Source organism: Cupriavidus sp. 05L411 (genome assembly GCF_056398045.1).
In genome coordinates this window covers 63,981-76,839 of record NZ_JBFTOQ010000032.1, presented here as the reverse complement: position 1 = coordinate 76,839, position 12,859 = coordinate 63,981, and the positions used below count along the sequence as shown (strand labels likewise).

The following is a 12,859-nucleotide window of genomic DNA, read 5'->3' as shown; positions in this document are numbered from 1 at the left end:
GGCGCTGGTTTCGTGGTGAGGCTGCTCGGTAGCGGCATCCCTGCTCATTCATCCATCTGCCGGTACCGGTGCAAAGTGTCACGATATGTCACGCCGTGATGGTTTCGTGGTGGGGTGGGCGCGGTGGAAGAATTCTTCGGCCTATCAATCCGGTGCCACCGCGCCCACGACGGAAACGGGACGCTTGCAACTTCGTGGCAGGCCACTCCGCGAGCGACAGACGGCTTGAAGTTCGTGATGGCCGCTACCGGGGGGACCACCACGAATCCCTGGGCATTGGCCGGGTCGTGGTGCTCTGAACCGGTAACGGCACGAGGCCATTAGAACCCAGGGCCTGACGACGAAACCACCGGGCTACGCAACCCCAATAAGCCAGCCTCCCGCAAGGATCGCTTTCTCTTGGTTACTTCTCTTTACGAGTAAAGAGAAGTGACATCTCACACGTTCCAAAACGGCCAATACCGTACAGCCGCGACAGCAGCTAGAAGCATCAAAACCCCGCCCACAAACGCCACCCCCGCGTCAGCGGGGCTACAAGCAGCAATATCGTACCCAGAGCTAAATCCCTACCCCCGCCTCAACCCCTCGACAGGATCCGCCTCAAAAGCCTCCCACAGCGCATCGCGCCGTTGCAACGCCTTGATGACCGCCGGATGGCGCAATTGTGCGACCGCCGAGACCAGCGCATTGCACAGGAAGAACGCCGCCGTATAAGAGTCGAAAGGCGATGCATTGGCCGTGCGCACCAACAGATGGTGATCTGACAGCGGCACCAGTGGCGCGGCCGGACTGTCGCAAATTGCGATCACGCGCGCACCGCGTTCGCGAAAGGCGCGCGCGATGCTTACCGGCGCGCTGGAATACCGCCGGATACTGAAAGTCAGCAGCACATCCTCCGGCTCCACCCACAGCATGGCATCCGTGGCCGTCACCGCGCCCGCGCCCAGTTCCTGGACCTTTGGCCGGCACATATTCAGATGCAGCGCCAGCCATGCGCCCACGGGCGCGCTGTTTTTCTGCGCCAGCACGAACAGCCGGCCGCGCGGCTCGGCCAGCAGGCGCGCGATCGCCTCGAAGGCGGCCATGTCCAGCCCTTCGTGGGTGGCCGCCAGGTTGTGCTGGTCGTGCAGCAGCGCGTCGTCCACGCAAGCGCGCAGGGTGCGCTTGCCACCGATCGTGGCCGGCGCGCGCTGGCCGGCGGTGGGCAGAAGCGCCGTCACGCTGGCCCGTGCCTCGCGCTGGGCATCGCCATAGCTGGCATAGCCCAGCTTGGCGAACAGCCGCACCACTGTGGAAGCGCTCGTGCCGTGCTGGGCAGCCAGCGCGGTGGCCGATTCCAGCAGCGCATGCGGATAGTCGCGGCCCAGCGCATCGGCCAAGGTGCGCTCGCGGGCGGTCAGCGTGGCCGCCTCGCGCGCGAGGCGCTCGAGCAAGGTAGCGTCACGTGAGGGAGTCTCCTGGGCATGTTTCATGGTGTTGACACGTTGCAATGCGTATTGCATGATCATATCACTTTTGCAATGTACGATTCACTCCCACACGAAGCAAGGAGCAAGCGGTATATGGTGGACAACGCAGCGGATAGCGACATGCATGCCCAGGCGGCAAGCGGGGTGATCGATTGGCTGGGCGGCCAGCAGGCTGAAATGCAAGCGCTCTTGCAACGCATTGTCGACATCGACAGCGGCAGCCGGCAGGAAGCCGGCGTGACGGCCGTGGCAGAGATCCTGCGCGCGCACCTGGAAGCCGCCGGCATTGCGGTCACGCTGCATGCCGTGCCCGGCTATGGCGTGTGCCTGGATGCGTTGGTACCCGGTGCCGGCGATGGCGCGCCAATCCTGCTGATGGGCCATATGGACACCGTGTTCCCGGCCGGCACGGCCGCACGCCGCCCCTTCCGCGTGGAGGACGGGCTTGCCTACGGGCCCGGCGTGGCCGACATGAAATCCGGCCTGGTCATGAATGTATTCGTGGCCGAGGCCCTGGCGCGCTGCGGCGGCAACGCCTTGCCGGTGCGCCTGTTCTTTTCCTGCGACGAGGAGATCGGTTCCGGCGCCACCCGCGAACGGATCATGGACGTGGCGCGCGGCGCGCGCGCCGTGTTCAACGCCGAGCCCGGCCGCGTCAGCGGCAACCTGGTCACAGGGCGCAAGGGGTCGATGGTGGTGGAGTTCGAGGTGGAGGGCGTGGCCGCGCACGCCGGGGTCAACCATGCCCAGGGCGCCAGCGCTATCGACGCGCTCGCGCGCAAGATCCTGGCGCTGCATGCGCTGACCGACGCCGAGCAGGGCATCACCACCAATGTGGGCTGTGTGAAGGGAGGCATCGTGCCCAATATGGTGGCGCCACTGGCGCAGGCCGAGCTCGACGTGCGCTTTACCGCCGACACGGACATCGAAGCGCTGGTCGAGCAGGTGCGCGCGATCATCGAGGCCGAATCGCTGCCGCGTACCAAAGGCAGGATCACCGAGACGCGCCGCACCCGGCCGATGACCCAGACGCCCGCGGACCTGCTGGCGCTGTACCAGCGCGGCGCGCAGCACCTGGGCTTCTCGGTAGACGGCGAGTTCACCGGCGGCGCAGCCGATAGCGGGCTCACATCCTCGGTGGGCACGCCCACGCTGTGCGGCACCGGCCCGGTGGGCGGCCATGCGCACACCGTGCGCGAGTACGCCGAGCTTGCCACTTTCGTGCCGCGCGCGCAGGCGGTGGCGCTGGCCGTCCTCGCACTGCGCTGAGCCGGGGCATCGCCCCCGCACCCGATTTCTAACTACCTTCAACTCACTGCCATGCCGAACGTGCCATTCTCTCGCCGCCATTTCCTCCGCACCGGCCTCAGCGTAGCCGCGCTCGCGTGTGCCGCGCCGCTGGCCGCGCAAGCGCAAGCACAGGGCGCCTATCCCTCGCGCCCCATCACGCTGGTGGTGCCCTTCCCGCCTGGTGGTTCGGTGGACATCATGGCGCGCCAGTACTCGGAGCCGCTGTCGCGCATCCTCGGCGTGCCGGTGGTCGTCGACAACCGCCCGGGCGCGGGCGGCTCGGTCGCCACCCAATCGGTGGCGCGCAGCAAGCCCGATGGCTATACGCTGGTGGTGTCCTCCCAGAGCAGCCACCTGGCCAACCCGCTGACCCAGCCAAAGCTGGGCTATGACCCGATCAAGGATTTCGAGAACATCGCCATCCTGGGCCGCCAGCCCAACGCCCTGGTGGTGCATTCAAGCCTGCCGGTGCGGACTTTCGCGGAGTTCCTGGCCTACGCGAAGAAGAACCCGGGCAAGCTCGACTACGGCAGCGGCGGCGTTGGCAGCATGGGCCAGCTGAATGTGGAAATGCTCAAGGCCAGCACCGGCATCTACGCCACGCACATCCCCTATCGCGGCGGCACGCACCTGATCACGGCCGTGCTGAGCAATGAGGTCCAGTTCATCCTCGACAACCTGGTCATCATGCTGCCCTACATCAAGGAAGGAAAGGTGCGTGCGCTGGCGGTGGCTTCCGAGCAGCGCCTGCCGCAGCTGCCCGACGTGCCGACCATGGCCGAGCTGGGCTACCCGCAGCTCAACCTGAGCTCCTGGACGGGCATTGCCGCGCCTGCCGGCACGCCCGAGCCGGTGGTGCAGAAGCTCTACCAGGCGGTGCGCCAGGCCGCCAGCGACCCCGCCATGCAGACGGCGCTGCGCGCGCGCGGCGTGTTCCCGCCCGAGGAGATGGCACCGGCCGCTTTCGAACGCATGATGGCCGACCGGATGGTGCGTTACGGCGAAGTGGTCCGCAAGGCCAAGATTTCCGCGGATTGAGGGCGCGGGACCAGGGCGGGACTAAGGCGGGACTAAAGCTTGACGGTGGCCGCCCGGCCCTTGTCTTCCATGCCGCCCGTTGCCGTCGCTCCGCCCGCGCGCAGCATGTCGATGACAAGCTGCATGGCGGGCGTGGGCGGGCGGCTCTTGCGCAGCACCAGGCCATAGGGCGCAAGCCGGCCATGCAACGCTACCGGCAGCGTGGCGATCATGTTCAGGTCTTCGTAGTAGCGGGCCACCGAGGTGGGCAGCACGGCGAGCATGTCGGACTCGCGCAGCACGGACAGCGTGGTGAGGATCGACGAGGTCTCCACCGTGCTCACCGGCGGCGGCACGCGATTCTCGCGGAAGGTCTGGTCGATGATCTGGCGCATCGGGCTGGGGTGCGGCTGGATGATCCACGCGTACTCCGTCAGCGCGGCCAGCTTCAGCTTGCCGCGCTCCGCCGCCGGATGCCCCACGCGGGTGACGATCGACAGCGCCTCTTCCCCCAGCGTCTCGAACGACAACTCCTCCGATGGCCAGCCATCGGGGATGCGGCCCAGCACGATATCGATCTGGTCCTGCTGCAGCGCGTGCACCAGCACGTCACTGGTATCGATCTGCACGATGATGTGCAAGCGCGGATGCGCCTGCTTGAGCTTGACGATCACGTGGGTGAGCAGGTCCGGCGCCGGCGCCATCACCGCGCCCACGCGCACCTTGCCCACATCGCCGGCCTGGATGGCGACAAGCTCCTCGCGCAGTTCATCCATGTCGGCAAAGACCACCCGCGCGTAGCGCATCACCGCCTTGCCCGATACCGTCGGGTCCAGCCCGCGCGCGTGGCGTGTAAAGAGCGATACGCCGAGTGCGTCTTCCAGTTCCTGAAGGGACTTGGTAGCGGCAGGCTGGGTCAGGGCCAGCCCTTCGGCCGCCTGGCGCAGCGAGGGCGACTCCGAGAGCGCCAGCATCAGTTGCAGGTGCCGCATGCGAAGGCGCTTGCGGATGGATGCGCTGGATGGGATGGATGGGATCGATGGAATGCTCACCGCGATAATCTCCGAGAATAGGCGGATCGTGATTTCCGCTATTTTGCTTATCGCGAATTCTCGCACGGCGCGGGTGGCAACAAGAACGGAGTGCCGCGTCAGGCGGTTGCCGCACTTCCTGCCTGCGGCGGCGCCTGTCCGAGCCCCTATTCCTGGCGGCTTCGCTTCATTTCAACGCATTTAGGCTCAGATTCCGGGCTTGCGAAGGGGTTTTCGGGCATACTGGCCGATTCCCTCCTATTGCGAAGCCGGCGTTCTGGCTTCCCCCCTCGATGCCCGGCTACCAAACCAAGCAAGAGAGCATCGCCGTGACCGGCGTCGCCGACCTGGTCATTCGCTCCTTGCTGGACAAGCAGCAGTACTCCGATCCCCTCGGCGAAGCCGAACGCATGGGCATTTCTTCCGCCATGTGGCCGCTGTTCGGGCTGCTGTGGCCGTCCGGCGCGCACCTGGCCGCACGCATGGCGCTGCGGCCGGTGGACCCCACCGAGCGGGTGCTGGAAATCGGCTGCGGGCTGGGGCTGGCCAGCCTGGTGGGGCACCGCAGGGGTGCCGACGTGACCGCCAGCGACTGCCATCCGATGGCCGCCGCCTTCCTCGCGGAGAACATACGCCTGAATGGCCTCGCGCCAATGAAGTACCGGCATGGGCACTGGAGCGCCGCGGAGCACGAGCAAGATGCCTCTGCTGGCGCCAGCCCCGCCCCCGCCGACGTCCACGGCCATTTCGACCTGATCATCGGCAGCGACCTGCTCTACGAGCGCGATGCCAATGCCAACCTTGCCCACTTTATCGGGCGCCATGCCAGCCCCACGGTCGAGATCTGGATCATCGATCCCGACCGCGGCAACCGGCCCGCCTTCAACCGGCAGATGGCCGAGCAAGGTTTCGCGATGCGCGAGGAAAAGCTCGACCGCGTGGCCGCGCCCGGCATCGATGCCTACAAGGGCCGACTGCTGGTCTACCGCTGGGCAGCGCCGATGCCGCCCGCGCCGCTGCTGGAAGCAGCACACATCGCAACGATCGCAACCATCGCCCTACACTAGCTTCAACCCATCGGCAGGCACGTCGCACACCAGCATGTGCCCCGGCGCATGGGTGATGCACAGCGGCGGACGCGCCATCATGGCCGCCGCCTGCGGCGTCACCCCACACCCCCAGAACACCGGAATCTCCCCGGCCAGGATCGCGGTCGGCTCGCCTTCGTCCGGCCGGCCGATGTCCGCGATGCCGATCGCGGCGGGGTCGCCCATATGAACCGGCGCCCCGTGCGCCCCCGGCAACCGGGCGCATACGGCCGAGGCGATGGCCGCCTGTTCCGGCGTGTAGGGCCGCATCGACACCACCATCGGCCCATGGAAGGCGCCGACGCGCGTGGTCTGGATGCTGGTGCGGTACATCGGCACGATCTTGCCTTCGTCCACGTGCCGCACGCGCAAGCCGGCGCGCTCCAGCGCGTCCTCGAACGACAGCGAGCAGCCCAGCACAAAGCCAACGAAATCGTCCTGCCAGAGCGCGCTGATATCGTCGCGCTCCTCCACCAGTTCGCCATGGCGCCACACGCGGTAGCGCGGCACGTCGGTGCGCAGGTCGATATCGCCGCCGAGCATCGGCACCGCCGGGCTGCCCGCTTCGGTCATGCCGATCAGCGGGCATGGCACCGGGTTGGCCCGGCAGTACCCGAGGAAATCCCCAGCCCAGGCCTTGGGCAGGATCATCAGGTTGCCCTGCCCGTGGCCGGGCGCCATGCCGCTGGTATTGCCGTTGTACCGGCCACTGCGGATGCCGGCGCGGGCGCCGGCCGGCGTAGCGGCCCAGCCGGGGGCAAGCCCGGCCGCGGCGTGGATGCTTGTTTCCATCTCCATGCTCCGGTTGCGGTCCGTCATCAGTCGAGGGTCTGGCGGGCAGTTTCCTTCACGCCCAGCAGGGCCAGCAGGCTGACTGCCGCGCCACCCATGAGCAGGTAGGCCGGGCTGAGCAGGTTGCCGGTGCTGCCGATCAGCGCGGTGGCCACATACGGCGTAAGCCCGCCGCCGAGGATGGCGCCGATGTTGAAGCTGAACGCCATGCCGGTGTAGCGCACGCGGGTCGGGAACTGCTCGGCATAGGTCGGGTAGCCGACGGACTGCACGATGGGCATGGGCAGCGCCACCACCATCATGGCGAGGAAGGCCAGGCCGATGCTGTGGTTGTCCATCAGCATCATCATCGGCAATACCAGCACCATGTAGGCGCAAAAGCCGATGGCAAGCACCTTGCGCCGGCCGAGCCGGTCGGACAGCCCGCCCCACAGCGGCATCAACATGGCCATGGTCAGGCTGACGAACGCCATGATCCAGTACACCGTTGCCTTGTCGTACTTGAGATAGGTGGTCATGTAGATGTTCATGAACACCAGCCCCACCCAGTAGCCCACGTTCTGGCCGAAGGACAGCAGCACCACCTTGACCACGGCGGGCATGTGCGCGGTGAAGACTTCCCTGAGCGGCGCCTTGGGCGGCTCGCTGTGTTCCTGGAACTGCTTGAAGGCCACGGACTCTTCCACGCGCTTGCGCACCATCGACGAGATCACCACCATCGGGATCGCCATCAGGAACGGAATGCGCCAGCCCCACGCCTGCATCTGCGCAGGCTCCAGCAAGCCGGTGGTGATGCCGCACACGGTCGCGGCCAGCGCGCCGCCCACGGCCACGCCCACCGGCGTGAAGGCACCGTAGAAGCCGCGCTTGCCCTTGGGCGCGGACTCGGCCACATAGGCAGCAGCGCCGGTGACTTCGCCGCCGGCGAAGAAGCCCTGCGCCAGGCGAATCGCCAGCAACAGCAGCGGCGCGACGATGCCCGCGCTGGCGGCCACCGGCAGCAGGCCGATGATGCCGGTGGCAATGCCCATGCCGATCACGGTGACCAGCAGCACGGCACGGCGGCCAACGCGGTCGCCCAGGCGCCCAAGCACGATGCCGCCGATCGGGCGCATCAGAAAGGCGCTACCGAACACGGCCAGGATGGCCAGCAGCGAAGCCGTGGCGCTGTCGCTAGGGAAGAACAGCGGGCCGATGGTAGAGGCCATATAGCCGTACACGCCGAACTCGTAATACTCGATGGCGGTACCGGCCGCGGCGGCCATGGCGGCTTTGCGGGCGACGGCATTGCCGGCTGCCGGCGCCGTGGCAGGGGTGGATGCCGGCGCCACGTCGGGCATCGGCAGGGATGAGGTGGGGGCGTTGGACATATTGTCAGTTTCCAGGATGCAACGGGGTAGAAAATCCAGTCCAGGCGTGGTGAAACCCCTGAATGAACCAGCGCTGAAGCACGAATACCAGCCGCGATGGCCGTCCTGTGCCTGAAACTTACTGGCGCACAGGGCGGGCTCGCGTCTTGTTTTTATTTCCGGAGAGCTAACCACCTGCTGGGAATCGCGGGCCTTTAAAAGCCGCCGGGATTCATGCTTCATCGATTACACCGGATACTTTGCAACAAGCATGCCAGCGGCTATTTCGTTAAAAACACAGAATTCCGGACGTTACGATTCCTGACTAAAAAAAGCCATCTGACTCGGGGATTCAATGCGCCCCGCCGCACCACAACAATGAACCTTTCGTCCCGCCTGGGGCATGGAACGCACCGAAACCGGTATCGTTCGCAGCCAGCTGGTGATTGATCTCCCAACCCACGGAATCATTGAGAAAACAGCCAGGCCGTGCGGCCGGGCCGACGCCACAAAATCAATGTCAGCGGCGGAATTACAGCTTTATCAATAGCGCGATTTCAAGCAGCGGGAATAAAACTGCCCAATACCTGCCCTTCTTCCACCACTTCACCCTCGGCCACGCAATACGATTCGATATAACCAGCCGATCCAGCCTCAAGCGGTATTTCCATTTTCATGGATTCGATAATCAGCAGGGTGGCATCCTTTACCTGCATCTCGCCGGGCTGCGCCACGAGCTTCCAGAGGGTGCCGGCGGTGTCTGCCACGATGGATATGGGGGATTTTGTGTGGGGCATATTCTGTTTGTCCGTTGCTATCGTGATTGCGGTGCACGCACCGTGATACCTTCCGCCTCCAGCGCGGCGCGGATGCGGCGGGCAAACCCGGCCGCACCCGGCTGGTCGCCGTGGATGCAGAGCGTGTCCGCCCGCACCGGCACGTCCACGCCACCCAGCGAGCGCACCACACCGTCGCACACCATGCGCAATACTTGCGCGATGGACACCTCCACGTCAGTGATCATGGCGGCGGGATGGCTGCGCGGGGTCAGCGAGCCATCGTCCTGATACGTGCGGTCGGCAAAGACTTCCTGCGCCACCGCGAGCCCGGCCTCGCGCGCGGCCATGACCAGCGCGGAGCCGGCCAGGCCGTAGAACACCAGCGACGGATCCACATCGCGCACCGCCTCGCACAGCGCGCGCGCCATGACGCCATCACGCGCGGCCTGGTTGTACAGCGCGCCGTGCGGCTTCACATGCGCGAGCCGGCTGCCCGCCGCGACGGCAAACGCCTGCAGGGCGCCAACCTGGCAGACCGTGATGTTGTAGATCTCCTCGCGGCCGAGCTGCATGGCGCGCCGTCCGAAGCCCTGCAGATCCGGAAAGCCCGGATGCGCGCCAAGCGAGACGCCGAGCGCACTGGCGGCGCGCACGGTGGCTGCCATGGTCTGCGCGTCGCCCGCGTGAAAACCGCAGGCGATGTTGGCGGAGGTGACATGCGGCAGCACGGCCGCATCGTCGCCAAGGCGGTAGATGCCAAAGCTCTCGCCCATATCGCTGTTGAAATCGATCTCATCCATGCGCGTGCTCCCCTGCCGTTTGCGTATCCATGGCGTCGAATACTGCGTCTTGCAGCATGGCAAGGCGCTGGGCTTCTGGCAGATCGATCAAGGCAAAGCGCACCGCCTCGCCCGGCATCTTTTGCGCCAGGCGCGGCAGGTCCACCGCGCACACATGGGCAATCTTGGGATAGCCGCCGGTGGTCTGGCGGTCCGCCATCAGTACGATGGGCTGGCCGTCGGGCGGCACCTGGATCGTGCCGAAGGCCACGGCCTCGGACAGCATCTCGGCAGGCGCAGCCAGCGCGAGCGGCGAGCCTTCCAGGCGATAGCCCATGCGGTCCGATTGCGCGCCAATGCGAAACGGCTCGCTGACAAGCGCATGCCTGGCAGCGTCGGAGAAGCACGCCCATTCGCGCCCGGCGACGATGCGTACAGGCTGATCGGGCGCGCTGAGGACATCGGCCGGAAACGCCGGGAACGCCGGGAACGCCGGGGAACCGGTATCGCGAACTTGTGCGGGCACGCCGCCACGCAAGGCAATGCGCTCGCCCTTTCGCAACGGCTTGCCGGCCGCGCCGCCATAGCCGCCGCGCACAAAGGTGCTGCAACTGCCCATGACTGGCGTCAGCGCAAAGCCGCCCTGCGCCGCAAGGTAAGCGCGCAAGCCGCTGCGGCGCTTGCCGAAGGCCAGCACCGAGCCTGCGGTGAGGGGCACCGCACGGTTCATCGGCACGGGCGCGCCATCGAGCGTGGCATCCAGATCCGCGCCGCACACGGCGATCACGGCCGGCACATGGAACCGCAGCGTGGGGCCCATCAGCGTGATCTCCAGCGTGGCTTGCGCCGCGGCGTTGCCGGCCAGCGCGTTCGCCAGCCGGTGGGCGCGCTCGTCCATGGCGCCATTGGCCGGCACGCCGAGTTGCTGGTAGCCGTTGCGGCCGAGATCCTGGAAGGTGCTCAACGCACCAGGCTTGATGACTTCGATGCTCATGGCTGCACGCCTGCGTTCGCTTGCATGGATTCGAATACGTCGGAAGAGATCGGCACGAAGCGCACACGATCGCCGGCGGCCAGCAGGCACGGCGACGCGCGATGCGGGTCAAACAGTGCCACGGGCGTGCGCCCGATCAGGTTCCAGCCGCCCGGCAAGGTCATGGGATAGATCACGGTCTGCCGATTGGCCAGGCCAATCGAGCCCGCTGCCACCGCGGTACGCGGCGTGCTGCGGCGCGGCGGCGAAAGGCGCGCGTCGAAGCGGCCCACATAGGGATGCCCCGGCGCAAAGCCCAGCATCAGCACATCGACCGGCTCGGCGCTATGCAGCGCGATGACCTGCTCGGGCGACAGGCCACAGGTGGCTGCCACATCGTCCAGGTCGGGACCGTGCTCGCCGCCATAGCAGACGGGAATATCGATCACCAGCGGCGCGCCCGCGTTTGACGAAAGCCTTTCGCGCAGGAGTTCGCCGATCATGGCCGAGAGCGCCTCGAACGGGGCGCTGGTACCCGTCGCGCGGGCCACGGCAATGGGCTGGTAGTGCACGCCCACGGTGGTCAGGGCGGGCACGATGTCGGTCACGCCGGGCAAGGCCGCGGCGGCGATCCGCACCGCTGCCGCGCAGGCTTGGCGATTGATGGCAATATCCGCCACCGTGCCGAACTCGACAATCAGGCAGCGATCGCCGGACGGCGCGATCCGCCAGGACGCTTGCGCGGCCGGTGCGGCGTGTTGCGTGTCCTGCGCGATCATGCCCGCACCTCCACGGCGGATGGCGCGGGCACCGCCACCGGCGCGGCACACTCGCCCACCAGCACCGCCTGCTCGCGCTCCACAAAACCGGTATCGACGCGGCCGGCACGGAAGTCCGCATGGTCCAGCACGCGGCCAAGGAACACGGCGTTGTGCCGGATGCCTTCAATCACGGTTGCGCCGAGCGCCGCCTGCATGGTGGCGATGGCGGCTTCGCGGTCGGTGCCATAGGCAATCAGCTTGGCGATCATCGGATCGTAGAACGGCGTGATGGCATCGCCCTCGCGCACGCCGGTGTCCACGCGCAGCCCGGCCATGCCCGCCGGAAGGCAAAAGCGCGCCAGCTTGCCCGGCGATGGCATGAAATGGCGCGCCGGGTTCTCGGCATAAAGCCGGCACTCGATGGCCGCGCCTGCCCGCCGGATATCATGCTGCGCGCTGGGTGCGAGCGTGCCGGCGGCGAGCCGGATCTGCGCCTGCACCAGGTCCCAGCCGGTGATGGCCTCCGTCACGCCATGTTCCACCTGGATGCGCGTGTTCATCTCCAGGAAGAAGTACTCGCCGCTGTCCGCGTCGAGAATGAACTCGACCGTGCCCGCGCCGCTGTAGCGCTGGTGCGCGGCCAGCGCCACCGCCGCCGCGCTCATGCTGGCCAGCACGGCGGCCGGCACATTGGGCGCCGGGCTTTCTTCAATGATCTTCTGGAAACGGCGCTGCACCGAGCATTCGCGCTCGAACAGGTGCACCGCCGTGCCGTCACCGAAGCCAAACACCTGCACCTCGATATGCCGGGCGCGCGGCACGTAGCGCTCCAGGTAGATGCTGGCTTCGCCAAAGGCCTTCAGGGCCAGCGCCTGGGTGGACGCCACCGTGGCGGCCAGCGTGTCTGGCCCGTCAACGCGTTTCATGCCGATGCCGCCACCGCCGCCAGCGGCTTTGACCAGCACGGGATAGCCAACGCGCTGGGCCTCGGCGCGCAAGCGCGACAGGTCGTCGGGCAGGAAGCGGATGCTGCCGGGCAGCACCGGCACGCCGCACGCGGCGGCAATATCGCGGGCGCGGTTCTTGTCGCCCATGTTCTCGATCGACTCGACGGACGGGCCGATCCACTGCATGCCTTGCGCTTGCGCGGCACGGGCAAACGCGGTGTTCTCGGAGAGGAAGCCATAGCCTGGGTGCACGCCATCGGCGCCATGCGCCGTGCCCGCGGCGAGGACCGCTTCCACATTCAGGTAGCTCTGCGCCGCCGGCGCGGGACCTACGGCGACGGCAATGTCGGCCATCTCGCAGTGCAACGCGCCGGCATCGGCGGCGGAATGCACGGCGATGGTTTCCATGCCGAGCGCCTGCGCGGCGCGGATGATGCGGCAGGCAATCTCGCCACGGTTGGCAACCAGGATTCTTCGCATATCGACTAACTCTTGCAGCTACTGCGTGGGGGCGATGCGCACGGGGCGGGCAAGCCCTGCCCCGCGTGCGGTGGCCGGCCTTGTGGCCGGTCTCACTCTGGTCT

The 12,859-nt window shown here is 67.0% G+C and carries 12 protein-coding genes; 3 read left to right on the top strand and 9 right to left on the bottom strand.

Going from position 1 to position 12,859, the window contains the following annotated elements; all coding sequences use genetic code 11:
• Positions 1-566 precede the first annotated feature (566 nt).
• Positions 567-1,472, bottom strand: a complete 906-nt coding sequence (locus AC1DQR_RS29360; protein ID WP_416052144.1) for a MurR/RpiR family transcriptional regulator — start codon at positions 1,470-1,472, stop codon at positions 567-569.
• A gap of 90 nt (positions 1,473-1,562) precedes the next feature.
• On the opposite strand from AC1DQR_RS29360, the gene AC1DQR_RS29355 reads away from it, so the two are divergent.
• Positions 1,563-2,738 (top strand): M20 family metallopeptidase, encoded by a 1,176-nt coding sequence (locus AC1DQR_RS29355; RefSeq protein ID WP_477134252.1) that lies wholly within the window; start codon positions 1,563-1,565, stop codon positions 2,736-2,738.
• A 51-nt stretch (positions 2,739-2,789) separates the two neighbouring features.
• The gene (locus AC1DQR_RS29350) at positions 2,790-3,797 is read left to right on the top strand and encodes a Bug family tripartite tricarboxylate transporter substrate binding protein (RefSeq protein WP_043354481.1); all 1,008 of its coding nucleotides are present in this window, start codon (positions 2,790-2,792) and stop codon (positions 3,795-3,797) included.
• Positions 3,798-3,829: 32 nt separating this feature from the next.
• On the opposite strand, the gene AC1DQR_RS29345 is transcribed toward AC1DQR_RS29350, so the two are convergent.
• Positions 3,830-4,768 carry a LysR family transcriptional regulator gene (locus AC1DQR_RS29345; protein WP_477134254.1) on the bottom strand — a complete coding sequence of 313 codons (939 nt, stop codon included), beginning with the start codon at positions 4,766-4,768 and terminating at the stop codon, positions 3,830-3,832.
• A 332-nt stretch (positions 4,769-5,100) separates the two neighbouring features.
• On the opposite strand from AC1DQR_RS29345, the gene AC1DQR_RS29340 reads away from it, so the two are divergent.
• Positions 5,101-5,874, top strand: coding sequence for a class I SAM-dependent methyltransferase (locus AC1DQR_RS29340; RefSeq protein ID WP_416052142.1), 774 nt, complete (start codon positions 5,101-5,103; stop codon positions 5,872-5,874).
• Here the strand turns inward: AC1DQR_RS29340 and AC1DQR_RS29335 are convergent.
• The 7 genes from AC1DQR_RS29335 to AC1DQR_RS29305 form a co-directional block, all read right to left on the bottom strand.
• Complete coding sequence (locus AC1DQR_RS29335) at positions 5,866-6,693, bottom strand: putative hydro-lyase (protein WP_416052141.1); 828 nt, start codon at positions 6,691-6,693, stop codon at positions 5,866-5,868. The genes AC1DQR_RS29340 and AC1DQR_RS29335 overlap by 9 nt on opposite strands.
• A 20-nt stretch (positions 6,694-6,713) precedes the next feature.
• Positions 6,714-8,057, bottom strand: a complete 1,344-nt coding sequence (locus AC1DQR_RS29330; protein ID WP_416052140.1) for an MFS transporter — start codon at positions 8,055-8,057, stop codon at positions 6,714-6,716.
• A 536-nt stretch (positions 8,058-8,593) separates the two neighbouring features.
• A complete protein-coding gene (locus AC1DQR_RS29325; protein WP_416052139.1) occupies positions 8,594-8,803 on the bottom strand; it encodes an acyl-CoA carboxylase biotin carboxyl carrier protein subunit in 210 nt (69 codons plus the stop codon).
• Between the two features lie 47 nt (positions 8,804-8,850).
• Positions 8,851-9,615 (bottom strand): LamB/YcsF family protein, encoded by a 765-nt coding sequence (locus AC1DQR_RS29320; protein WP_477134251.1) that lies wholly within the window; start codon positions 9,613-9,615, stop codon positions 8,851-8,853.
• Positions 9,608-10,588: a 5-oxoprolinase subunit C family protein gene (locus AC1DQR_RS29315; RefSeq protein ID WP_416052137.1), complete on the bottom strand. Its 981-nt coding sequence runs from the start codon at positions 10,586-10,588 to the stop codon at positions 9,608-9,610. Before AC1DQR_RS29315 ends, AC1DQR_RS29320 begins: the two co-directional genes overlap by 8 nt.
• Positions 10,585-11,346, bottom strand: coding sequence for a 5-oxoprolinase subunit PxpB (gene pxpB / locus AC1DQR_RS29310; protein WP_416052136.1), 762 nt, complete (start codon positions 11,344-11,346; stop codon positions 10,585-10,587). Before pxpB ends, AC1DQR_RS29315 begins: the two co-directional genes overlap by 4 nt.
• Positions 11,343-12,755: an acetyl-CoA carboxylase biotin carboxylase subunit gene (locus AC1DQR_RS29305; RefSeq protein ID WP_416052135.1), complete on the bottom strand. Its 1,413-nt coding sequence runs from the start codon at positions 12,753-12,755 to the stop codon at positions 11,343-11,345. Before AC1DQR_RS29305 ends, pxpB begins: the two co-directional genes overlap by 4 nt.
• Positions 12,756-12,859 lie beyond the last annotated feature (104 nt).